At 71.4% G+C, this 23,110-nt stretch carries 20 protein-coding genes; 4 read left to right on the forward strand and 16 right to left on the reverse strand.

The window, feature by feature from the left end:
* Positions 1-3 precede the first annotated feature (3 nt).
* Both AC07AZ_RS30385 and AC07AZ_RS30390 read left to right on the forward strand, forming a co-directional pair.
* The gene (locus AC07AZ_RS30385) at positions 4-471 is read left to right on the forward strand and encodes a GNAT family N-acetyltransferase (RefSeq protein WP_478853374.1); all 468 of its coding nucleotides are present in this window, start codon (positions 4-6) and stop codon (positions 469-471) included.
* 124 nt (positions 472-595) lie between these two features.
* Positions 596-2,047, forward strand: a complete 1,452-nt coding sequence (locus AC07AZ_RS30390; RefSeq protein WP_478853376.1) for a peptidoglycan D,D-transpeptidase FtsI family protein — start codon at positions 596-598, stop codon at positions 2,045-2,047.
* 70 nt (positions 2,048-2,117) lie between these two features.
* On the opposite strand, the gene AC07AZ_RS30395 is transcribed toward AC07AZ_RS30390, so the two are convergent.
* Positions 2,118-3,569 (reverse strand): NCS2 family permease, encoded by a 1,452-nt coding sequence (locus AC07AZ_RS30395; protein ID WP_478853378.1) that lies wholly within the window; start codon positions 3,567-3,569, stop codon positions 2,118-2,120.
* A 266-nt stretch (positions 3,570-3,835) separates the two neighbouring features.
* Here AC07AZ_RS30395 and AC07AZ_RS30400 point away from each other — a divergent pair, with 266 nt between their 5' ends.
* Positions 3,836-4,402 carry a SigE family RNA polymerase sigma factor gene (locus AC07AZ_RS30400; RefSeq protein ID WP_478853380.1) on the forward strand — a complete coding sequence of 189 codons (567 nt, stop codon included), beginning with the start codon at positions 3,836-3,838 and terminating at the stop codon, positions 4,400-4,402.
* Positions 4,399-5,244 (forward strand): hypothetical protein, encoded by an 846-nt coding sequence (locus tag AC07AZ_RS30405; protein WP_478853382.1) that lies wholly within the window; start codon positions 4,399-4,401, stop codon positions 5,242-5,244. The genes AC07AZ_RS30400 and AC07AZ_RS30405 overlap by 4 nt, the downstream gene beginning before the upstream one ends.
* Positions 5,245-5,596: 352 nt before the next feature.
* Here the strand turns inward: AC07AZ_RS30405 and AC07AZ_RS30410 are convergent, their stop codons facing one another.
* The 15 genes from AC07AZ_RS30410 to AC07AZ_RS30480 form a co-directional block, all read right to left on the reverse strand.
* Positions 5,597-6,394, reverse strand: coding sequence for an HAD family acid phosphatase (locus AC07AZ_RS30410; protein WP_478853384.1), 798 nt, complete (start codon positions 6,392-6,394; stop codon positions 5,597-5,599).
* A 114-nt stretch (positions 6,395-6,508) separates the two neighbouring features.
* Complete coding sequence (locus tag AC07AZ_RS30415) at positions 6,509-7,621, reverse strand: right-handed parallel beta-helix repeat-containing protein (protein ID WP_478853386.1); 1,113 nt, start codon at positions 7,619-7,621, stop codon at positions 6,509-6,511.
* A gap of 145 nt (positions 7,622-7,766) precedes the next feature.
* The gene (locus tag AC07AZ_RS30420) at positions 7,767-8,798 is read right to left on the reverse strand and encodes a pectinesterase family protein (protein ID WP_478853388.1); all 1,032 of its coding nucleotides are present in this window, start codon (positions 8,796-8,798) and stop codon (positions 7,767-7,769) included.
* 1 nt (position 8,799) lies between these two features.
* Positions 8,800-9,930, reverse strand: coding sequence for a pectinesterase family protein (locus tag AC07AZ_RS30425; protein WP_478853390.1), 1,131 nt, complete (start codon positions 9,928-9,930; stop codon positions 8,800-8,802).
* Positions 9,931-10,013: 83 nt separating this feature from the next.
* Positions 10,014-11,336, reverse strand: coding sequence for a pectate lyase family protein (locus tag AC07AZ_RS30430; protein ID WP_478853392.1), 1,323 nt, complete (start codon positions 11,334-11,336; stop codon positions 10,014-10,016).
* Between the two features lie 47 nt (positions 11,337-11,383).
* A complete protein-coding gene (locus tag AC07AZ_RS30435; RefSeq protein ID WP_478853394.1) occupies positions 11,384-12,178 on the reverse strand; it encodes a rhamnogalacturonan acetylesterase in 795 nt (264 codons plus the stop codon).
* A gap of 160 nt (positions 12,179-12,338) precedes the next feature.
* On the reverse strand, positions 12,339-13,685 hold the full coding sequence (locus AC07AZ_RS30440; protein ID WP_478853396.1) for an ABC transporter substrate-binding protein: 1,347 nt from the start codon (positions 13,683-13,685) through the stop codon (positions 12,339-12,341).
* Positions 13,686-13,811: 126 nt separating this feature from the next.
* On the reverse strand, positions 13,812-15,332 hold the full coding sequence (locus AC07AZ_RS30445; protein ID WP_478853398.1) for a glycoside hydrolase family 43 protein: 1,521 nt from the start codon (positions 15,330-15,332) through the stop codon (positions 13,812-13,814).
* Entirely contained in the window at positions 15,329-16,174 is an 846-nt protein-coding gene (locus tag AC07AZ_RS30450; RefSeq protein ID WP_478853400.1) for a DUF6807 domain-containing protein, read from the reverse strand. Before AC07AZ_RS30450 ends, AC07AZ_RS30445 begins: the two co-directional genes overlap by 4 nt.
* Complete coding sequence (locus AC07AZ_RS30455; RefSeq protein WP_478853402.1) at positions 16,174-17,340, reverse strand: Gfo/Idh/MocA family protein; 1,167 nt, start codon at positions 17,338-17,340, stop codon at positions 16,174-16,176. Before AC07AZ_RS30455 ends, AC07AZ_RS30450 begins: the two co-directional genes overlap by 1 nt.
* 124 nt (positions 17,341-17,464) lie before the next feature.
* Positions 17,465-18,364 carry a carbohydrate ABC transporter permease gene (locus AC07AZ_RS30460; RefSeq protein ID WP_478853404.1) on the reverse strand — a complete coding sequence of 300 codons (900 nt, stop codon included), beginning with the start codon at positions 18,362-18,364 and terminating at the stop codon, positions 17,465-17,467.
* Entirely contained in the window at positions 18,361-19,296 is a 936-nt protein-coding gene (locus AC07AZ_RS30465; protein ID WP_478853406.1) for a carbohydrate ABC transporter permease, read from the reverse strand. The genes AC07AZ_RS30460 and AC07AZ_RS30465 overlap by 4 nt, the downstream gene beginning before the upstream one ends.
* 197 nt (positions 19,297-19,493) lie before the next feature.
* Positions 19,494-21,233, reverse strand: coding sequence for an L-arabinonate dehydratase (araD, locus tag AC07AZ_RS30470; RefSeq protein ID WP_478853408.1), 1,740 nt, complete (start codon positions 21,231-21,233; stop codon positions 19,494-19,496).
* A complete protein-coding gene (locus AC07AZ_RS30475) occupies positions 21,230-22,141 on the reverse strand; it encodes a dihydrodipicolinate synthase family protein (protein ID WP_478853410.1) in 912 nt (303 codons plus the stop codon). Before AC07AZ_RS30475 ends, araD begins: the two co-directional genes overlap by 4 nt.
* Positions 22,138-22,794 (reverse strand): GntR family transcriptional regulator, encoded by a 657-nt coding sequence (locus tag AC07AZ_RS30480; RefSeq protein ID WP_478853412.1) that lies wholly within the window; start codon positions 22,792-22,794, stop codon positions 22,138-22,140. The genes AC07AZ_RS30475 and AC07AZ_RS30480 overlap by 4 nt, the downstream gene beginning before the upstream one ends.
* Between the last annotated feature and the right edge of the window lie 316 nt (positions 22,795-23,110).

Here is a 23,110-nt window from a genome sequence, read left to right on the forward strand (position 1 = left end):
GGAATGCAGGTCGTACTGCGCCAGGTCCACGACAGCGATCTGCCGGTCTTCTACCGGCAGATGAACGATCCGGAGGCGCTGCGGATGGCGGCCTTCACGGCCGAGGACCCGGCCGACCGGGACGCCTTCGACGCGCTGTGGAAACGCATCCGGTCGACCGAGCTGGCCCGGACGATCCTGGCCGACGGTGACGTGGTGGGCAGCGCCGCCGTGTACGGGGTGCCGGGCGAGCGCGAGGTCACGTACTGGGTCGACCGGGCGTACTGGGGACGCGGGGTGGCCACGGCCGCGCTGCACGCGCTGCTCGCCGAGGTGCCGGAGCGCCCGCTGTACGCCCGCGCCGCCGCCGACAACGAGGGCTCGCGCCGGGTCCTGGAGAAGTGCGGCTTCCAGGTGTCCGCGCAGGCCAGGGGGTTCGCGAACGCGCGGGGCCTGGAGATCGACGAACTCGTGCTGACGCTGGAGCGCTGAGCGCCGGGCACCTCCTCCCGCCGCGGACCCGCTCCGCCGCGTCCGGGGCGGGAGCATGAACAACCGGTGAGAAAACCTGGCGCGCGGGAACGATCCGCCGCGCGCCGGTCATCTTTCAGTCGGGATGAACAAGACGATCAGGCGCGCCTCCGTCTTCACGCTGCTCCTGGTGTTCGCTCTGCTGGTCAGAGCGACCTGGGTGCAGTTCTACGACGGCCAGGCGCTCGCGGACGACAAGGACAACCGGCGCAACGCGATCGAGACGTACGCGGACCCGCTCGGGAACATCATCGTGGCCGGCAAGGCGATCACCGGTTCCGCACGGACGACAGGCGGCGACCTCGCATACAAACGCACCTACACGGACGGCAGGCTGTACGCGGCGGTCACGGGCTACGCCTCGCAGAGCTACGCGCCGACGCAGCTGGAGGGGATCTACCAGAACCTCCTCGACGGCACCGACACCCAGCTGAAGACCGCCATGGACACGGTCACCGGCGAGCGCGCCGCCCCGGGCGACGTGATCACGACGATCGACCCGGACGTGCAGAAGGCCGCCTACGACGCGCTCGGTGACAAGAAGGGCGCCGCGGTCGCCATCGACCCGAGAACGGGCCGGATCCTCGCGGTCGTGTCGACGCCGTCCTACGACCCGTCCTCGCTGACCGACGCCAACACCGCCGGTCCGGCCTGGTCGAAGCTCACCAGGGACGCGGACAAACCGCTCACCAACCGGGCGCTGCGGCAGCCGCTCGCGCCGGGTTCGACGTTCAAGCTGGTGGTGGCCGCGGCCGCGCTGGAGGACGGCCTCTACGCGTCCGTGGACAAGCCGACGAACAGCCCGAACCCGTACACCCTGCCCGGCACGGCCACCGACATGCACAACGAGAACGCCTCCGCGCCCTGCGAGAACGCCTCCATCCGCACCGCCCTGCAGTACTCCTGCAACAACGTCTTCGCGAAGATGGCCGTCGACCTGGGCCAGGACAGACTCCGGGCGACGGCGGAGAAGTTCGGCTTCAACGACGACGCGCAGGACGTGCCCGTGCGGGCGTACACCAGCGTGTACCCGTCGGACATGGACAAGTCGTCGACGGCCCTGACCGGGATCGGCCAGTTCGACGTCACCGCGACCCCACTGCAGATGGCCATGGTGTCCGCCGCTCTTGCCAACGGCGGCAAGCTGGTGTCGCCGCACATGGTCTCCCAGACCACCGACAGCGGCGGCGACGTGCTGAAGAACTACGACGACAGCGCGGACACCAAGGAGATCGTCAGCGCCTCGACCGCCGAGCAGTTGCAGTCGGCGATGCAGACGGTGGTGGAGAAGGGCACCGGCACCAACGCCCTGATCGACGGCGTCACCGTGGGCGGCAAGACCGGCACGGCCCAGAACGGCGAGAACAACAGCAAGGCGCCGTACGCCTGGTTCACGTCCTACGGGAAGACGGACGCCAAGGAGGTCGCCGTCGCGGTCGTGGTGGAGCAGTCGGACGCGGCCCGCTCGGAGGTCAGCGGCAACGGGCTGGCGGCCCCGGTGGCGAAGGCGATGATGCGGGCGGCGCTGACGGACTGAGGGCCCGCGGTGCGGCCGGCCGCGGACTCCTCCGCGACCGGCCGCACGGTGAACAGGGCTTACCGGGCGCCTACTTCGCGCCGAGGACCTGCTCGATCGGGTCGATGGCGAAGTACACCAGGAACAGCACCGAGGTCCCCCACAGCAGCCAGTGGATCTCCCTGGCCTTGCCGAGGACCGTCTTGATCACCACGTAGGCGAGGAAGCCGGCGCCGATGCCGTTGGTGATGGAGTAGGTGAACGGCATCACGGCGATGGTGAGGAACGCCGGGATGGCGATCTCGTACCTGTCCCAGTCGATGTTCTTGACCTGGGTCATCATCAGGAAGCCGACCGCGACCAGGGCCGGGGCCGCCGCCTGGAGCGGGACGATGGTGAGCAGCGGGGTCAGGAACAGCGCCAGGCCGAACAGGCCGCCGGTGACCAGGTTGGAGAAGCCGGTGCGCGCGCCCTCGCCGACGCCGGCCGCCGACTCGATGTAGGAGGTGGCCGAGGAGGACGAGGCCGCGCCCCCGGCGACCGCGGCGGCGCCGTCGATGAGCAGGACCCGGCCGAGGTTCGGCACCCGGCCCTCCTCGTCCAGCAGGCCCGCCTCGGCGCTGATGCCGACGACCGTGCCCATGGTGTCGAAGAAGTCCGACAGGATCAGCGTGAAGACCAGCAGGACGACCGTGATGACGCTGGTCTCGCCGAAGGCGCCGAAGAGGCTGAAGTGGCCGAGGAGCCCGAAGTCGGGCGAGGCCACGACGTCGTCGGGGACCTTGGGGGTGGTCAGGCCCCAGGACTTGATGTCGGCGGTCGCGTCGATGACGATCGCCAGGACCGTCATGGTCACGATGCTGATCAGGATCGCGCCCTTGACCTTGCGGGCGAGCAGTCCGATCGTCAGCAGCACCCCGAGGCAGAACACGAGGACCGGCCACCCGGTGAGCGTGCCCGTGCCGCCGAGCTGCACCGGGACGGTGGTGTTCGCGATGTCGGGGATACGGCTGACGAAGCCGGCGTCGACGAAGCCGATGAAGGCGATGAACAGGCCGATGCCGACGCTGATGGCCTGCTTGAGGGCCTGCGGGATGGCGTGCATGACGGCCTCGCGCAGCCCGGTGACCACGAGGACGCAGATCAGCAGGCCCTCCAGGACGATCAGGCCCATCGCGTCGTCCCAGCTCATCAGCGGGGCGATCTGGAAGGCGACCACGGCGTTCAGGCCGAGGCCGGCGGCGAGCGCGAGGGGCAGGTTGCCGCCGACGCCCATGATGATCGTCATGACCGCGGCCACCAGGGCGGTGGCGGTGGTCAGTTGGACGGTGTCGAGCTGGTGGCCGAACTTGTCCTTGGCGCTGCCGAGGATGATGGGGTTCAGGACGAGGATGTAGGCCATCGTGAAGAAGGTGGCCAGGCCGCCGCGTATCTCGCGGCCGAAGGTGGACCCCCGCTCGGATATCCGGAAGAACCGGTCGACGCTGTTGCCCGCCGGTGGCGCGGCACTTGACCGGTCTGCCACCTGCTGTGTTCTGGACATGGCGGTACTCCTAGGGTCCTGAATGATCGGTGCGGATGCTGGCTGGATTGTTCCCTCGCTGAACCGGTCGCAGGTTTTCTCCGTGTTACGGAATCGGGTTCGCACCGCCACACGTTGTTCGACACCCTGTACGAAAGGGGCCGGCCGGCCACTGCTACGCTTCCGGATCCCGGGACGGCCACCTCGGACGATCACATGTCATTCACATGACACGCACAGGCGTCCGCCCCGCGGAACGCATCCGCCGCTGCGAAGGGAGGCCGCCCGTGGGCACGGTCGTCGACGACGACGCCTCCGCGGAGTTCCACGCCTTCTTCGAACGCCACTACGCCGAACTGTCCCGTCTGGCCCACATGTTGACCGGTGAGGCGGACGCCGCCGACGACCTGGCGGCGGACGCCCTGCTGGCCCTGTGGCACCGCTGGGACCGGGTGCGCGCGGCTGACCACCCGGTGGCGTACGCGCGAGGCGTCGTCGCCAACCTGGCACGCAGCCGCATCCGCAGCGCGGTGCGCGAGCGGCGGCGCGTCGCCCTGTTCTGGTCCCAGCGCGACGAGCGGGCCGACGACCCCGACGTGGCGGGCGTGGTGGACGTCCAGGACGCGCTGCGCCGGCTGCCGTTCCGCAAGCGGGCCTGTGTCGTGCTGCGGCACGCCTTCGACCTCTCGGAGAAGGACACCGCGCTCGCGCTCGGTGTCTCGGTCGGTACGGTGAAGAGCCAGACGTCGAAGGGGATGGCCGAACTCCAGCGGCTGCTCGGGAAGCAGGGGGCGCCGCAGCGGGTGCACGCGGCGATGGGACGCACCGGCGAGAGCGGAGGGAGGAACCGATGAGGCAGCAGGACGTGCCGGGCGGGCTGCGCGCCCGGCTGCACGAGGCGGCCGAGGCCCACGAGCCCGACCGCGCCCGCATCCTGGCCCGCGTCGAACGTGGCATGAGCGGGCAGGACCGCCCTGGTCACCGGGCCACCCGTCCGCCGGTGTGGGGCTGGGCGCGGGTGGTGAGCGCCACGGCCGCGGTCGCGGGCATGCTCGCCGTCGGCGGTTACGCGGTCGCCTCCGCGGTGAAGGAGGACGCCGCGCCGCAGCGGTCGGTCGCGGTCACCGCGACGCCCACCCCCCCGCCGGACGCCACGAGCCGCCCGCCCCGTCCGTCCGCCCGGCCGACGCCGACCGCCCCGGCCACGCACAAGCCCGTCGGCTCCCCCGCACGGACGCCCTCGGCCTCCCCGCCGGCCCCCGTGGTGCCGTCCGGCGGCGGCGAGAAGGACGGCCCGTTGTGGTCGGACGGTTCGGTGGACCCGCACAGCAACGACTTCTGGGCGCAGAGCGACGTCACGATCAAAACCTCCGTGCCGCTGACCGCGCTCACCGTCCGGCTGAGCGTCGCGCAGAGCGGCGGGGTCGACTCCACGGGGGCCTGGCGCTCGCTGCCGGAGGACGACTTCACGCTGACGGTCGGCGAGCGGGACGGCTTCCTCGTCTACACCTGGGAGCTCAAGCAGGGCCGTACGGTCCCCGAGGGCGAGTGGGTGTTCGCCGGCCAGTACGACCACGACCGCGGCGGCCGGGACGCGAAGGACGACGGCTACGCGGTCACGGCCACGGCGGCCGGCGAACACCGCGCCGTGTCGGGCGGCTTCGCGGCGCACACGGACGACGGGGACGACTCGTGAGAAAGTCCTGAAGGCGCGGCAACCTTCCGCGCGCCGGCGGCGACCGGGGAGTGCGGGGTTCCGCTCCCCCGGGAGAGGACGCACGGCGCTTCGGACAACGAGACGCTTCGAACAACAAAGATCAGAAACAACCACACGTTCGCATTCGGCGTCTCTACCAGTGCATGAACCAGTGCTTGAACCAGTGCAGCAGAAGACGGACAACGTCGTACGACCCCACAGACCTGCCGGCCTGAGCCCCCCTCGGCCGGCAGCGCGCCGGTCAGAGCCCCCCTCGGCCGGCGACCGGGACGCCCCCGCCGGTGACGACCGGCGGGGGCGTTCACGCGGAAGGATTCCGACGGGCGGCGGTTCAGCTGACGAAGTACGTCGGGTTCGGCAGCTTGTACGTGCGGTCGGCGTAGCCGCCGTCGAGGTCGGAGTACTGGTCACCGAAGTTGGCGACGATCTCGTACCCGAGGTCGTTCTCGATGTGCTTGCGGGTGCCGGCCTTGTACTGCACGGTCGTGCAGGTCCAGGTGCCGGGGGTGGCGCAGCCGCTCAGGTAGGACGGGGGGTTCGCCTTGTCCTTGAGGAAGACGTGGCCGGCGTCGAGGTTCACGTCGGCGCCGATCTTCTTCAGGTTCTCGACGGCGGCGGAACGCTGCGCCTCGCTCAGACCCGAGTTGTAGAAGACCTCGACGCCCTCGGACTCGGCGTACCGCACGAGTTCCGGGCTGCCGAAGACGGCCGGCCGGTCGGCCTTGTTGACGTAGTCGGCCCAGGTGGTGCCGTTGTACGTGTAGTTGTAGCGCTTCTCGTAGTCGAGGCTGAGCAGCAGCGTGTCGTCGATGTCGAAGACGACCGCGGGCTTCTCGCCCCGGTGGTGCGCCTTGCGGGCCGCCTTGTCGATGTACGCGCGGGCGGCCCGGTCCAGACGCGCGAGGTCCTTGGCGTACGGGCTGTCGGGCGACGCCTGGTACACGCCGGCGGCGTCGGCGGTGGTGCCGTAGTAGGTGTCGATGTCCTTCACCAGAAGCCCGATGTTGTAGGGCTCGTGGGTGGAGTTGGCCGTGGACTGGCCGGCCGTGGCGGCACCGGTGCCGTACAGGGCGGCACCGGCGACGGCACACGCTGCGGCGATCGCCGCGATACGCAGTGGCTTATACATGACAGGTGTTCTACGCGCGTCACCCCGCCGGGCGCGAGACCCGTTGCCCGATCGATACCTCCCGCACGGGCAAAATCCGGGTCAAGCGGCCGGGGATGTGGAGGGCGGGCGGGGTCAGTTCATGGTGGCTCCGACGGTGGTGCTGCCCGTCGTCAGGAACGTCGTCGCGGGCAGCGAGCCGTCGGTGCCGCGGGCGTTGTAGGTGCTGGAGGCGTCCGTCGAGCGGAAGGCCGGTGTGGAGACGCCGGAGTCCCAGGTGTTGCCGGACGAGGTGACCTTCGCGTTCTTGCTGACCGCGCCGCCGCCGTTGCCGGCGGCGAGGTTCTTGCCGAGCCGGGCGGAGCCGGTGGCGAAGTAGTAGCCCCACTTGCTGTTGGCGTAGGCGGTGGTGCGGTTGACGACCAGGGCGCCGGTGTTGGAGTTCTCCGTGAAGCCGTTGCCGGCGTTGCCCCAGGCGGCGGAGTTGTTGACGACGTGGGCGACCACCTCGCCGTCGCCGCCCAGCTTGTAGCCGTTGCCGTCCCCGGCGAAGGCGGAGTCGGACCAGCGGTTGGCGCCGTTGCCGAAGGACCAGGTGTGCTCGACGGTGACGGGTGAGGAGAAGGACCAGAAGTCGATCCCGTCATCGGAGTTGTTGTAGAGGCGGGCGCCGGTGATGAGGTTGCCGGTGCCGGAGCCGAACTTCACGGCGACACCGTCGGCGTTCTCGCCGTGGTTCGCCGCGTCGTAGTTGCCGTAACTGTCCAGGTTGCGCACGGTGTTGTTCACCGTTCCGTCCCCGGTGAGGGTGAAGCCGGAGTCACCGCCGTTGATGGTCCTCACGTTGTTCCAGTTGGTGCCGGTGCAGGACTGGCAGACGACGGCGCTGTCCGGGGAGTTCTGGAAGGTGATGCCGGAGACGTTCCAGTAGTCGGCGGTCAGTTTGAATATCCAGTCGCCGTCGGGCAGCGAGGAGCCGTCGATCTTCACGGTCTCCGAGCCGTACGCGGTGAGGGTGACCGGCGCGGAGGAGGTCCCGTTGGCCGTGGACTGGAGGGTGGCCGTCGGGTGGTACGTGCCGCCGCGGACCTGGATGACGGTGCCGGGGGCGGCGTTCTTGAGGGCGTTGGACAGGTCGGTGGTGTTGCTGACGACGACGGTCGCGGCCTGTGCCTGGGTGGGGAGCACGGCGAGTCCGGCGCCGAGGGCGAGAGCCGAGGTGAGGATCAGAGCGGTACGACGAGACATGGAGTGCGAGTCCTTTCGTCGTTCGGGGGGGGCGGGGGGAAGGGGAAGAGGGGGGAAGGGGGACGTTCACAGGCCGGGAACGCCGGACGGCGCGCAGCCGGTCGGTGAGCAGGGCGGCCCGGACGCCTTCACACGGCCTCCCTGGTCACGGCCGTTCATACGGCCTCCAGTCCCGCAGATATGTCCGCCGGGTGTGCCGGGCGGCCTCCTCGGCGGTCAGCTGCGGCCGGTTCTCCGGCACCGTGGTCACCGCGCCGGGGCCGCGGTTGGCGTACTCACGGAAGCGCATGGTCTGCCAGGGGTAGGCGTCCCTCATGTTCGTGTAGGGGGCGACCGGGTCGATGCCGGGGCCGATCCAGGTGTCCCGTACGACCAGTGCGGGCCAGGCGGTCGTCTCGTACGACGGCACCCACGGCCGGGCGATCCTGTACGCCCCGTCCTCCGCGCCGGAGGTGATCCGGCTGCGGACCGCGAGCAGGCCGTAAGGGTTGCCGCGGGCCGTGGAGGGGGCGAAGACCATGCCCTTGGGGGTGAAGTCCACGTCCCGGTCGAGCGTGTGGAAGTGGCACGCCTCGAAGACGGCGGTCGCCCGCCCGAAGACGAAGTCGACGTCGCCCTCGATGTAGCAGCGGCGGAAGTACTGGCGGTCGAAGGCGTCCAGCGCCGTCGTCTCGGTGAACAGGGTGTCCTGGTGGGCCAGCAGCCGCACGTTGTCGAAGTGGGTGCGGTCGCCGTAGGTGTACGCCGCCACCGCCTGTGTGCCGGTGATCCCGGGGTGGTCGGCGCGCAGCCAGTCGTTGGCGAGGGTGAGGTGGCGGACGGTGAGGCCGGGGGCGGCGGAGGTGAAGGTGGCGGAGCCCGCCGTGCCGTAGGTGCCGCTGCCGTCGGGCCTCGGGGTGCCGTTGGCGTTGCCGTACACGATGACCGTGTCCCGCGGGTCGCGGGTCGCCCCGCGCAGGGTCAACTCGCGTGCCGTGGCAGGGATGTTGACGACTTCGCGGTAGGTCCCCGGGTGCACGACGATCGTCCGGCCGGGTCCGTCGACGGTGTCCACGGCCGCCTGGAGCGAGTCGCCGGGCCGGACGTGCAGGACGCGGCGGCCGGACGCGCGGGCGGGGGTCGCCGCGCCGGCGGCCAGGCCGCCGGCGACGCCTGCCAGCAGGGTGCGCCGGCGCATCTCAGCACCCCTCCTTCCACGGCGCCCAGTCGCCCAGGTAGGCCGCGCGGGTCTCCGACCTCGCCTGCTCGCGGGTGAGTTGGGGACGGTTCTCGGGAACGGTGATCCGCGCTCCCGGCCCGGTGTCGCGGTACTCGGCGAAGCGCTGGCTCTGCCACGGGAAGGCGTCCGACATGTTGGTGTAGGGCGCGGCCGCGTCGATGCCGGGGCCGAGGTGGGTGTCCCGGACGGTGAGCGACGGACGCGCGGTGGTGTCGGAGCTGGGCACCCAGGGGCGGGCCAGTTTGTAGAACCCGTCGGGTGCGGCGCTGCTCACCCGGCTGTCCGTGACCAGGTATCCGTGCGGGTTGGCGGCCGCCGTGGACGGCGCGAAGACGAAGCCGTAGGGGGCGGCCGCCAGGTCGGTGCGGTCCAGGGCGTGGAAGTGGCAGTGCTCGTAGACCGCCGTCGCCCTGCCGAAGACGAAGTCGACGTCCCCCTCGGCGTAGCAGTGCGCGTAGTACTGCCGGGCGAACGTGCCGAGGGCCGTGGAGTCGGCGTAGAGGGTGTCCTGGTGGCCGAGGAAGCGGCAGTGGTGGAAGGCGCTGCGGTCGCCCTGCACCTTGACGGCCACAGCCTGGGTGCCGGTGACGCCGGGGTGGTCGGCGCGCAGCCAGTCGTTGGCGAAGGTGATCCAGCGTGCCGTGAAGCCGTCGCCCTGCACGGTCGTGGTGGCCGACCCGGTGGTGCCGTGGGTGCCGCCGCCGGGCTTGGGGGTGCCGGCCGCGTTGTCGTACACGAGCACGACGTCACGGGGGTCCTCGGAGGCCCCGATCCAGGTCGCACCGGTGCGGGTGGCGTCGAGGACGACCGTGTCCCGGTAGGTGCCCGGGGCGATGACCAGGGTCCGGTCGGCGCCGGTCGCGGCGGCCACGGCCTCCCGGACGGTGGTCGCGTCACCGCGCCCGTGCGGGTCGACGTACAGGGTCTGCGGGGTGAGCCGGGCGGCCGGTGAGCCGTAGCGGCCGAACGGGCGCCGGGGGCCGGCGGCGCGGGCGGGCCCGGCGGCGAGGCCGAGGGCGGCGGCCGTGCCGGCGCCCGCGAGCAGGAATCCCCTTCTGGACACGGGGAGTCGGGAGTGGGGCGAGGGCATACGGGTGCTCCTTCGCGATGCGCGGTGCGGCTGTGCGGGGAGGGGGCCGGGGCGGTGCGGGCCGCCCCGGCCGTCGTAGGGGATCAGCCCAGGCGTCCGGCGCCCGCGCCGCAGTCGACGATCCGGGGGACCGACTTCGCGGGGTCGACCTCGGTGCGCAGGGTGGGCGTCCAGCCCGCGCCGGACGGGAGGACCTCGCCGGGGATCTCCGCGTTGTGGACGGCGATCAGGTCGGTCGGGGTGCCGTTGACGTAGTTGTCGTCGGCGGTGACCGGCGACACGTTCCAGCGCTTCAGCACCTTGGCCGCGCTGACCCCGGACGGCAGGGTGAACGCGTTGTGCTGGGCGACGAGTTGGGACTCCTTGCCGATGCCGAAGCTGTAGGAGTAGGAGTCGTCGGCGACGAAGTGGTTGTTGTAGGAGTCGACCTGCCCGAAGCGCACCCGCGGCGCGCGCTCCACCAGCCCGGAGAACAGGTTGTGATGGAAGGTGACCTTGAGGTGGCCGCGGTCGCCCGCCGCGGTCGACTCGCTGTCGCTGTTGCCGATGAGGATCGTCTTGTCGTGTTCGGTGAAGGCGTTCCAGGAGGCGGTGACGTGGTCGGCGCCGCGGACGATGTCGAGTTCGCCGTCGTGCTGCTGGTAGAGCATGCCGAAGTAGGTCGGTGCCGCGCTGTCGGGGTGGCTGCCGTCGGTGAAGGTGTTGTGGTCCAGCCAGACGTGGGTGGAGCCGTAGACGACGGCGGTGTCGTACTCGGAGTTCCAGTTGCCGTGGGTGCCGTCGGTGGGGTCCCACTGCGGGAAGCAGTCCACGGGGCTCTCGAACGTCAGGTTGCGGACGATGACGTTGTCGACGGCCTTGATCTGGAGGCTGGCGCCCTTGAACCCGGCGTTCTTCCCGATCCCGATGATGGTGGTGTTGGCGGGGATGTTCGCCTTGATGGTCTGGTCCTGGTTCGCGGCGGAGACGCGGCGCAGGCCCTCGGGGCTGTCGTCGGGCTCGGCGCTCAGGTCGGTGTCCAGACCCCAGCTCTCCGGTGCGTACTTGGCGAGGTAGGCGTCGAAGTCGTAGCCGGGCGCGGCGAGCGAGTCGCAGCCCTCGGAGACCGCGTCGATCGTGCCCTTCACCTTGATGATCTTCGGTGCGCTGCCGTCTGCGGCGAGCGCGGCCTTGAACTGGGCCCAGGTGGTGACGGTGTGCACCTGCGCCGCGTCGGCGGCGGCGCCGCCGGTGGTGCCGGTGCCGTACGCGGCCCAGCCGTCGTTGGCGGGGAGGGTCTGGCGGGCCGGGTCGCGGGGCTGGGCCTGGGCGGAGGTGCCGGTCACGGACAGGACGAGCGCGGCGCAGCCGAGCGACGCGGCCATCCGGACAGCCGTGGCATGTGCATGCCATACACGTGAGTTCATGGTGCGGCTCTCTCTTTCCGGTTCGACTGTGGTGGTTGCGCGGGCGGCTACGCGGCGGCCGGCGGCCAGGTGATCCAGGACTCGGGGATCTCCTCGCCGAGCCGGCGCGCCTCACGCGGCCCGAGCACCCGCGTACGCAGCAGCTCCCGCACGACCAGCCGGGCCACGGCGATCGCGCCCGGCGGGTTGAAGTGCGTGTTGTCCTGCTCGGTCGCCGTCCAGTTGAAGTACCTCTTCGTCTCCTCCACCCCCAGCCGCTGCCACAGCGCGAGCGACAGGGCCTGGATGTCGAGCAGCGCCACCCGCTGCTGTCCGGCGAGCGCGCGCATCGCCGCCGGGTAGTCGCCGTGGCTGGGCACGGCGTTGCCGTCCGCGTCGAACCGCCGCCGCTCGACCGGCGTGGCGAGCACCGGCCGGGCGCCCCGGGCGCGCGCCCCGTCGACGTACTGCCGCAGGTAGTCCTGGTACGTCGTCCAGGGCTCGGTGTACCGGAGGGGGTCGGTGGTCTTCTCGTCGTTGTGCGCGAACTGGATCAGCAGGAGGTCGCCGGGCCGGATCGCGTCCAGGACGACGCCGAGCCGCCCCTCGTCGACGAAGCTCTTCGAACTGCGCCCGTTCACCGCGTGGTTGGCGACGGGCCGGTCCCGGGACAGGAAGAACGGCAGTGCCATGCCCCATCCGGTCTCGGGTGCGGCGTCGGCGTACTTCTGGGCGGCGGTGGAGTCGCCGGCGATGTAGAGGGTACGGCGGCGCCCGGCGGCCCGCGCGGTGGCGGCGCCGGCGGCGCCGAGGGGCAGCGCGGCGAGGGCCGCGCCGGTGACCTGTCTGCGGGTAAGGGACACGGGAGGTGCACCTCTCAACAGGGGGATGTGGGTTCTTCGGGGACGACGCGGTGTCCGTGTCCCCCGGCGCGCCGCGCGGGCGCGCCGGGCCACGGCCGGTCCGGGGATCGAGCACGACCTCACCACCCCGGACCGGCCGCTACGGCACCGGCCGGCGGAGTCAGCCGCGCTGCTTCCACTCGGCCTGCGCCGCGTTCAGCTGGCCGGCGACCGTGTCCAGGAATTCCTTGGCGCTCATCTTGCCGAGCAGGACCTTCTGGAAGTTCGGCTCGTTGTCGGCCTTGGAGATGGTGTTCCAGTCCGGCAGGTAGTACGGCAGCTGCACGATGGTCGTGGAACCGTCGGTCAGCGCGGCGGCGGCCAGCTTGGTCGGCTCGGCCTTGGAGATCCAGGCGTCCTTGGCGGCGTCGTTGTTCGCCGGGACCTGGCCCGCCGACTCGTTGAACTTCGAGCTCTCCGCGTGCGAGGAGGCGAACTCGATGAACTTCCAGGCGGCTTCCTTGTGCTTGGAGCTCTTGAACAGCCCGAGCCCGTCGACCGGGTTGGACACCTGCACCCGCTTGCCGGTGGCGCCGATCGGCTGCGGGATGCCCCGGAACCTGTCGGCGCCGAGCGCCTTCACGTGGTCCTGGTAGGAGCCCAGGTTGTGGTTCAGCATGCCGATGGTGCCGGTGTCCCACTGGGCGACCATCTTGGTGAAGTCGTTGTTGAGGTCGGCGGACGGGGTGTCCTTCTTGTAGAGGGCGGCGTACTTCTCCAGCGCTGCCACGTTCTTCGGGTCGTTGACGGTGGTCTTCTTCCCGCTCGCGTCCCAGAACGAGGTGATGCCGGACTGCCCGTACATCGCGTCCAGCGCCTGCGCGATCGAGCCGGCGCCGCCGCGGATGGTGTAGCCGAACTTGTTCTTGCCCGCGTCGGTGAGCTTGTCCGCGGCCTTGTAGAACTTCTCCCAGGTCGTCGGCTCGTCCAGGCCGGCCTGCTTGAACAGGTCGGTGCGGTAGTAGAGGACGCCGTTGTTGGCGGAGGTCGGGATCGAGTAGAGCGTGCCGTCGCCGCCGCCGGCCGCCTTCAGCGACTTCACCATGTCCTCGTTGAGTTTGCCGTCGAGCGGCGAGGCGGCGAGGCGGTCGTCCAGCGGGTCCAGCACCTTCTGGGCGGAGAAGCCCGCGAGCATGGCCGCGCCGACACCGCCGACGTCCGGCAGACCGCCGCCCTGGATGGCGGTGTCGACCTTCGACTGGTACTCGGTGGAGGCGATGCCGACGTACTTGACCTTGATGTCCGGGTTGGCCTTCTGGAAGTCGGCGATGATCTCCTTCCAGATGTCGGTGCGGACACCGCCGTTGTTGTCCCAGAAGACGATCTGTCCCTTGCCGCTGCCCTCGGCGCCCTTGTCGCCGCCGGTGCCGCTGCCGTCGTCCCCGCAGGCGGTGGCGGTGAGCGCGAGCGAGGCGCCGAGGGCGACCGCGATGGCGGCGCGCCGGCTTCTGCGGATGCTGGTCTTCATGTGATCGGCTCTCTTCTTCTGGATCCGGCTCGGACGTGACGTGGTGCGTGGTGCGAACGGCTTCAGCAAGCGCTTGCTACGGAGGTGCGTCATGGCGGCTCCCCACAGGCGTGCGAGTCGGGTGGGTCAGGGGGTGATGCGGAAGTGCGTGAACGTGGCCGTGCCGGCGTCTCCGGAACCGACCGGCGCGAGGGCGAACAGGCCGAGCAGGGCTCCGACCCAGCGCCAGGGGGTGGCGGCGAAGACGGGGCCGGAGGCGCGCGGGCCGGCTCCGACGTCGTAGGAGAAGCGGCAGCGGGCGCCGGCGCCGATCTCGATCCGCAGCCGCGCGCGTTCCCCGGGCGCGGGGCAGGGATGACCGGCGTCCCGCTCCCGGTCCGCGACCGGCTCGGCGAAGCGGTGCACGAGGTGCACGGTCCCGTCGGCGCCCCGCTGGAGCCCGATCCAGCCGTACGCGTCGCCGAGGACCGCGAGTCCGGCGCGGGCGCCCGGCTCCTCGCCGTGCAGCCGCAGGTCGACCTCGACGGCCACGGGCGTGCCGGGCAGCCGCTGGGTGAGCACGTTCGGCACGGTGCGCAGGTCGTGCGCGCCGGCCGAGCGGACGCAGGCCAGCCGCAGCCCGTCACCCGAGTGCTGGGTGGCCCAGCCGGCCTGGGGGTTGGCCGTCCACTGCCACTGACGGCCGTACCGCCCGCCGGGGAACTCGTCGTCGGTGGCGGGCCGGGCGGCCTGCTGCGGCGGCAGGGCGGGCCGCCGGTGTACGGCCACGGGGGTGCCGTGGTCCCCGAGCACCGGCCAACCGTCCGCGCCGTCCCAGCGCATCGGCTGGAGGTGCACGACCCTGCCGTAGGCACCCCGCTGCTGGAAGTGCAGGAACCAGTCCTCACCGGACGGAGTGCGCACCCAGCCGCCCTGGTGGGGCCCGTTGACGTCGGTGTCCCCCTGCTCCAGGACGACCTTCTCCTCGTACGGCCCGAAGAACCCGCGCGAGCGGAAGGCGCCCTGCCAGCCGGTCTCCACTCCCCCGGCGGGCGCCAGGATCCAGAACCAGCCGTCGTGCCGGTACAGCTTGGGCCCTTCGAGGGTGAACCAGCCGGGGACGCGGTCGCCGTCGACGATCACCTTGCCCTCGTCCATGAGCGAGGTGCCGTCGGGGTGCATACGGTGGCCCGTCAGCCGGTTCTTGACGCCCGCGCGGGACCTGGCCCAGGCGTGCACCAGGTAGGCCTCGCCGCTCTCCTCGTCCCACAGGGGGCAGGGGTCGATCAGGCCCCTGCCCTCCTTCACGAGGTGCGGACGGCTCCACGGGCCCCTGATCTCGGGGGCGTTGATCTGGAAGACGCCCTGGTCGGGGTCGCCCCAGAAGATCCAGAACCGGTCGTCGTGATGCCGCAGCGACGGTGCCCACACCCCGCGGTCGTGCCGGGGCGAGGCGAACTCGGCGGCGGGTTCCAGGCGTTCGAGTGCGTGGCCGACGAGCGTCCAGTTGACCAGGTCGCGCGAGTGCAGCAGGGGCAGGCCGGGGGCCCGGCCGAAGCTGGAGGCGGTCAGGTAGAAGTCGTCGCCGACGCGCACGACGTCCGGGTCGGACCAGTCGGCGTTCAGGACGGGGTTGCGGTAGGTCTCCTCGGCGGGTTCGGCGCTCACCGGTTCACCGCCTTGCGCACCAGGGCCGCGGCGGCGTCCCGGTCCAGGGCGCCGTCGGCGACCACGGTGACGACCCGCCGGACGACGGTGTCACCGGGCGCGACCGGCAGCCGCTCCCGGTGCGCCAGCGACGAGCCGACGCCCGGGTACTCGGCGGTGCGCACGAACCACGGGTCGCGCCGGGTCGCCTCCGTGGCCCCGGCGAAGACCAGCGTCCAGCCCGACCCCGCGAGGGCGAGCCAGTCGGCGCGCGTGCCGTGGATCTCGCCCTCGCCCTCGCGGTCGGCGGTGAAGACGTGCGGGGCGTCCTCCTCCTTGCGGGCCCGCCAGAAGAAACCGCCGTAGGCGGCGCCGGGGCGGCCGTTGGTGGCGGGGCTGCCGATCGACAGCGGGTCCGGCGTGACGTTGGTGAGGGAGAAGGTGAAGTCCAGCGCCCAGGCGCCGTCGGTCAGTTCGCCGGCCGCGACCGTCCGCCGCTCGCGCAGCAGCTCGCCGCCCGCGGCCACCCAGCGCAGCTCCGCCACGAAACCGTCGGGGTCGCGCAGCTGGAACGCCGTGTGGCGCTGGGCGCCGTGGTTGTCCAGCTCGGTCGGCCCCCGGTCACGGACGTAGGTGCGCCCGCCCCAGAAGTTGTGCCCCTCGACGTCGGGAACGGCGACACCGACGCCGAGGTGGTGGGTGTGGTCGGCCGGGCTGAGCTCGGTGACCGCCGTACCGGACAGGGTGGTGACCGGGTGCAGGTACGGGCGTGGCGAGAGCCGGGGCGGCAGTTCGGGCCGGGTGACGTAACGGCAGACGGGACGGCCCGCGACGCGCAGGACCGGCGAGTCGGTGCTGGTCATCAGGTGCTCACCTGCTCCGGAAGTGGTCCCGCGCCCGCTGCCCAGGGGGCGCCGAGCTCCGAGTAGAGGGCGAGGGTGTCGGCGGCGGCCGCGACGAGTTTGTCGATGCCGGGCACCACCCGGCGGTTCTCGCCGGGCAGCAGGTGCCAGGCGGCGGCCGGCAGCGGGGCCGGGTCGGGCGACTGCCGGACGGCCTCGACGACCTTCATGAACGCGCCGGTCTCCTCCGGGGCGACCAGCAGCCCGGCCCCGTCGGTGAGGTGGTCGACGAGGTTCTCCAGCAGGTCGGTGCGGCCGTGCTCGGACTCCTCGGGGCCGTGGTCGGCACGCTGGAGCAGCACCCGGTCCTGCTTGTACCAGAAGGTGATCCGGCCGCTGGTGCCGTGCACGACGACGTACGGCTCGCCGGGGTCCTCGGCGCACAGGGTCGCGGCGACCGTGATGCGCCGCCCCGTGGCGGTGGTGACGCGGACGCACGAGGTGTCGTCGGACTCGATGTCGTTGGCGCGCAGGAGCTCGGTCTCGATCCCGGTGACGTCCTCCGCGTGCGGGGAGCCGCCCAGGGCGAGAGCGGTGGCGACGGCGTGCGCGAGCGGGTTGGTGAGCACCCCGTCGATCACGTCGGCCCCGTTCATCCTGCGCCGGCCAGCCCACGGCGCACGCCGGTAGTACTCCTCCGCACGCGCCCACGCCCCGGCGCCGCCGACCCCGAGCACCTCGCCGATCGCGCCCTCGGCGATCAGCCGGCGGATCGCGGGCACGGCGTGCGAGCCGAGCGACTGGAACCCGATCTGGCAGGCGACCCCGGCCTCCGCGACCCCGTCGGCCATCCGGCGGAACTCGGCGTAGGAGGGCGCGGGCGGCTTCTCCAGGAGGAGGTGGACGCCCCGGCGCGCGGCTGTCAGCGCCAGCTCGGTGTGCGTGGGGATCGGGGTGCAGATCACCGCGATCCGGGCGCCGGTGGAGTCGAGGAGGCCGCCGAAGTCCGCGGACTGCTCGGGCGTGCCGAGGCCGTCGGGGAGTTCGGCCGGGGCGAGCGGGGTGAGCTCGCAGACACCGGCGAGTTCGACGATCCCCTTGTCCTGGAGCCGGCGGATGTTGTCCAGGTGCCAGCGGCCGTGGCCGCGGGCGCCGGCCAGGACGACGGGCAGTGCGGTGTTCGTCATGGGAGCCTCCCTGCGCCCGCGCCGCGCGCCGCCTTCCGGCCGGCCGCCTCGGCGCCGTCGATCGTTGCGTGCAGGGTAGGCGCGCCGCCGGACAGGCGGACGCGGTCGGCGCGTACGGTCCCGGTCATCCCTTCACCGCCCCCGCGCTGAAGCCGGTGATCAGCCACTTCTGGATGAAGGCGAACACCAGCACCACGGGCACGGCAGCGATGATGCCGCCCGCGGCCAGCGCGCCGAGGTCGACGCTGTCCGCGCTCATCAGCGTGTTGAGGCCGACCGGGATGGTCTGCTTGCCCTGGTCGCTGAGGAACATCAGGGCGAACAGGAAGTGGTTCCAGGCGTGCACGAAGGCGAAGGAGCCGACCGCGATCAGACCGGGCCGCAGCAGTGGCAGGACGACGATGCGGAAGCCGGTGAGACGGTTGCAGCCGTCGACCCAGGCAGCCTCCTCCAGCGAGGGCGGCACGTTCCTGATGAACCCGCTGATGAGGATGATCGACAGCGGCAGCTGGAAGACCGTCTCGGCGATCACCACACTGGCCAGCGAGTTGATCATCCGCAGGTTGGCGAAGATCTCGAAGAGCGGCACCAGGAGCAGCGCGCCGGGCACGAACTGGGTGCACAGCAGGGCCAGCATGAAGGCCTTCTTGACCTTGAAGTCGAACCGGGCGAGCGCGTAGCCGCCGGCCAGGGCGACGACCGTGGTCAGGAACAGGGTGGCCACGCCGACCAGCACGCTGTTCTGGAAGTAGGTGCCGAAGGCGCGCTCCGTCCACACCTTCTCGAAGTGGTCGAAGGTGACCGGCCAGGGCACCAGCGAGGTCGAGCCGGCCGGCCGCAGCGCGAAGAGCAGGATCCAGTAGAAGGGGATCAGGGTGAAGACGAGGTAGATGCCCAGCGGCAGGTAGATCTGCCAGCGGGGGACCTCGTCCCAGGCCCGGCGGTCGCGGCGCGGGCGCCGGTCGGGCGCGGCGGGCACGTGCTCGGGAGCGGGTGCGACCTCGGTGGCCTCCGTGGTGATCATTTCTGGTCGCCTCCGAACTTGCTCAGCCGCAGATAGACCATCGAGCAGAACAGCAGGATCACGAACGCGACCGTGGTCAGGGCGGACGCGTAGCCGAAGTTGTGGGCGTCGACGCTGGTGTTGGCGACGTAGAGCGGGAGTGTGGTCGTCTCGCCGGCCGGTCCGCCGCCGGTGAGGGTGTAGAGCAGGTCGACGTTGTTGAACTCCCAGACCGCGCGCAGCAGCGTGGACAGGACGATGGCGTCCTTCAGGTGGGGCAGCGTGATGTGCCGGAACTGCTTGATCCGGCTCGCCCCGTCGACCTCGGCCGCCTCGTACAGGTCCTTCGAGACGGACTGGAGGTCGGCCAGGATGAGGATCGCGAAGAAGGGGACACCGCGCCACAGGTCGGCGACGATCGCCGCCGGGAACACCGTCGAGGTGTCCGACAGCCAGCTGGTGCCGTACTGGCCGATGCCCAGGTCCGCGAGGTAACGGGTCACGCCGGTCTGGGAGTTGTAGAGCAGCACCCAGATCGCTGAGGTCAGCACACCGGAGACGGCCCACGGGGAGAAGACGAGCGCCCGGCCGAGCGAGCGGCCCACGAAGGTCTGGTTGACGATGAGGGCCAGCGCCAGGCCCAACAGCAGTTGCAGGCCCACCTCGACGATCACCCACTTGGCGCTGAAGGTCAGCGTGCCCCAGAACTGCGGGTCGTCGGTGAAGGCATGGACGAAGTTGTCGAAGCCCGCGAAGCCGTTGCGCCACGGTTTGGTGGGGTTGTAGTTCTGCAGGCTGTAGTAGAAGACGCTGACGACCGGATAGGCGATGAAGCCCAGCATCAGCAGGGCCGCCGGGGCGATCAGCAGGTACGGGAGCCTGCGCGGCGTGGCGGAGGCACGGCGTCGCCGGGGTGGCGCGGGCGGTTTCGCCACGGCTGCGGCTTGGGCCATGACAGTTCTCCGTTCTGGTACGTCGTGCGAGGAAGCGCTTTCTGCTGGTGCGCGGGGCGTTCTTGTCCGTGACTGGCGGTGCGGGTGGTTCCGGCGGTGCGGGTGGTTCCGGCGGTGCGGGGTTCTCGCGGTGCTGGTCGTCCTGTTGGGCCTGATGGGCCCGACGGGCCTCTTGGGTCCGAGATGAGCCCGGGGGTTCAGCCCGCGTACGGGTCCTGCACCTTGCCCGGGCGGGCCAGGAACTCGAAGTCGCACCCGGTGTTCGCCTGGGTGATCTGTTCGTTGTAGAGCGCGCCGTAGCCGCGCTCGTACCGGACGGGCGGCGGGGTCCACTCCGCTCTCCGGCGCTCCAGCTCCGCGTCGTCCACGTGGAGTTGAAGGGTCCGCGCCTCGACGTCGAGGGTGATCGGGTCGCCGCCGCGCACCAGGGCCAGCGGTCCGCCGACGTACGACTCGGGTGCCACGTGCAGCACGCAGGCGCCGTAACTGGTGCCGCTCATCCGGGCGTCGGAGATCCGCACCATGTCCCTGACCCCCTGCTTGAGCAGGTGGTCGGGGATCGGCAGCATGCCGTACTCGGGCATGCCGGGGCCGCCCTTGGGGCCGGCGTTGCGCAGCACCAGCACACTGTCGGCGGTGATGCCGAGGTCCGGGTCGTTGATGGTGCGCTGCATCGTGCGGTAGTCGTCGAAGACGACCGCGGGGCCGGTGTGCTTGAGCAGGTGCGGTTCGGCGGCGATGTGCTTGATGACCGCGCCGTCCGGACACAGGTTGCCGCGCAGGACGGCGACCCCGCCCTCGTCCGCCACCGGGTTGTCCCGGTGCCGGATGACGTCGTCGTCGTGGACCTGGGCACCGGCGAGCTGCTCGCGCAGGGTGTCGTAGGAGACCGTCGGCCGGTCCAGGTGGAGCAGGTCCGGTATCCGGGACAGGAAGCCGGGCAGGCCGCCCGCGAAGTGGAAGTCCTCCATGAGGTACGTCCGGCCGCCGGGGCGCACGTTGGCGAGGACCGGGACGGTGCGGGCGACGCGGTCGAAGTCGTCCAGGGTGAGACGGACGCCCGCCCGGCCGGCCATGGCGATGAGGTGGATGACGGCATTGGTGGAGCCGCCGAGGCCGAGGACGGTCGTCACCGCGTCCTCGAAGGCGTCCCGGGTGAGGAGGTCGTTCAGGGTCCGTCCCCGATGGACGAGTTCGACGATGCGCAGGCCCGACGCGGCGGCCATCCGGTCGTGCCCGGAGTCGACGGCCGGGATGCTCGACGCCCCGGGGACCGTCACGCCCAGCGCCTCGGCGGCGGCCGTCAGCGTGGACGCCGTACCCATCGTCATACAGTGCCCGGGTGAGCGCGCGAGGCCGCTCTCCAGCTCGGTCATCTCGCAGTCGCCGATGAGCCCGGCCCGCTTGTCGTCCCAGTACTTCCACATGTCGGTGCCGGAGCCGAGGACCTCGCCCCGCCAGTGCCCGGGCAGCATCGGCCCGGCGGGTACGAACACCGTCGGCAGGTCGACACTGGCCGCGCCCATCAGGAGAGCCGGCGTCGACTTGTCGCAGCCGCCCATCAGGACGGCCCCGTCGACCGGGTAGGACCGCAGCAGTTCCTCGGTCTCCATCGCGAGCATGTTGCGGTAGAGCATCGGGGTCGGCTTCTGGAAGGTCTCGCTGAGCGTGGAGACCGGGAACTCCAGCGGGAAACCCCCGGCCTGCCAGACGCCCCGCTTCACGGCCTGCGCGCGGTCGCGCAGGTGCACGTGGCAGGGGTTGATGTCGGACCAGGTGTTGAGGATCGCGATGACGGGCTTGCCGAGGTGCTCCTCGGGCAGGTAGCCGAGCTGGCGGGTGCGGGCCCGGTGGCTGAAGGAGCGCAGCCCCTCGGTGCCGTACCACTGGTGGCTGCGGAGTTCCTCCGGGCGCTTGGCGGCGACGGGCCGGTTCATATCGACCACCCGGAGGCGATGGCGGCGACCTCGGCGCGTTCGTCCTCGGGCAGCTGCCTGCTCGGCGGACGCACCTCGCGCCGGCACAGCCCCAGAGAGGCGAGGGCCTCCTTCACGACGGTGACGTTGTTCGCGGAGCCGTTGGCGGCACGCAGTTCCTCGAAGCGGCGGATCTGCTCCCAGACCTTCATCGCGCCCGGGTAGTCCCCGGCCCGCAGCGCCTCGATCATGTTCAGCGACACGGCGGGGGCGACGTTCACCAGCCCCGAGGTGAAGCCGGTGGCGCCCGCGGAGAAGTAGGAGGGGGCGTACGGCTCGGCGAGGCCGGCCACCCACACGAAGCGGTCCAGACCCGCGTCCCTGGCGAAGGCGGCGAACCGGGACGCGTCCGGGACGGCGTACTTCACGCCGACGACGTTGGGGCAGGCGTCCGCGAGTTCGGCGAGGCGGGCGCCGGTGAGCTGCGCGTTGCGGATGTACGGCACGACGCCCAGCTCGGGCACGGCCTCGGCGATCGCCCGGTGGTAGTCGACCCAGCCGCTCTGCGAGACGTAGGGGTGGACGGGCTGGTGGACCATGACCATGCCGGCGCCGAGGTCACGGGCGTGCCGTGCGGAGGCGACGGCGGTGGGCACGTCGTGGCCGACCCCGACGAGGATCGCGGCCCGGCCGCCGGCCTCCTCGACCGTCAGCTCGGTGACGAGTCGCCGCTCCTCGGGGGTGAGGGCGTAGAACTCGCCCGTGTTGCCGTTGGGGGTCAGGGTCCGCACGCCGCCGTCGAGCAGACGACGCAGCAGGGCCCGGTGGGCGTCCCTGTCGACGGAGCCGTCCTCGGCGAACGGGGTCACCGGGATCGCCACCACGTCGGCCAGGGCCGACCGCTGGGTCTCGAAGGTCACGCTGCTCATTCCTGGCCTTCCTCTTCGCCGGCCCCGGGGAAGGCCCGCTGCACGAACGACGCGATGTGCGCGTGGAGGGCGCTCGCCGCGCCGTCCGCGTCACCGGCCAGGGCGAGCCGCAGGATCTCCCGGTGCTCGCCGGCCTCCCGCTCCCAGGACGGCGAGGCCGCCCAGGCGACCGCGGAGACCAGGGCCGCCTGGTCCCGGACCTCGTCGAGCATCCGGCCGAGCAGCGGGTTGCCGCACGGCAGGTACAGGGCGCGGTGGAACTCCCGGTTGGCCAGGGAGCGTTCGGCGGTGTCGGTGGCGTCGTCGGCCCGGGTCAGCGCGGAGCGCGCCGCGTCCAGGGAGGCACCGCGCCGCACGGCGCGCCTGAGCGCCTCGGGCTCCAGGAGCAGCCGTACGTCGTAGACCTCGCGCGCCATGTCCGCGTCCACCATGCGCACCGTGACGCCCTTGTACTGGTTCATCACGACGAGTCCGGTGCCGGCCAGGGTCTTGAGCGCCTCCCGCACCGGGGTCTTGGACACCCCGAACTGCGCGGCGAGCTCGGTCTCGACCAGGGCCTGACCGGGCGTCAGCTGTCCGGTGAGGATGCGGTGCTTGATCCCTTCCAGCACGAACTGCGTGCGGGAGGGGATCGGCGTGGGCACAGAGGTCATGCGCGCCTCTCGGATCTCGCGTATCGGATCTCACGTATCGGATCTCGCGTATCGCGTCTCATATATGACGTACGAAGTACGACGGGGTCGAAGGTAGGAGGGGCCCCGTGTTTCGTCAATGCTTCCGGCAGAGGAAGTTGAGGTTGCCTGCGGGGCGTCCGGGCGCAGAGGGCACCGCCGGGACACGGCGGAGGGGGGGGGGGGGGGGGGGGGGGGGGGGCGGCGGGGGGGGGGGCCCCCCCCCCCCTCCCGCCCACGGGATGGCTAATCTACGCCATCTTCCCCCCCCCCCCACCCCCCCCTACCTCCCGTCCCC

The organism is Streptomyces sp. NPDC043878 (assembly GCF_056435735.1).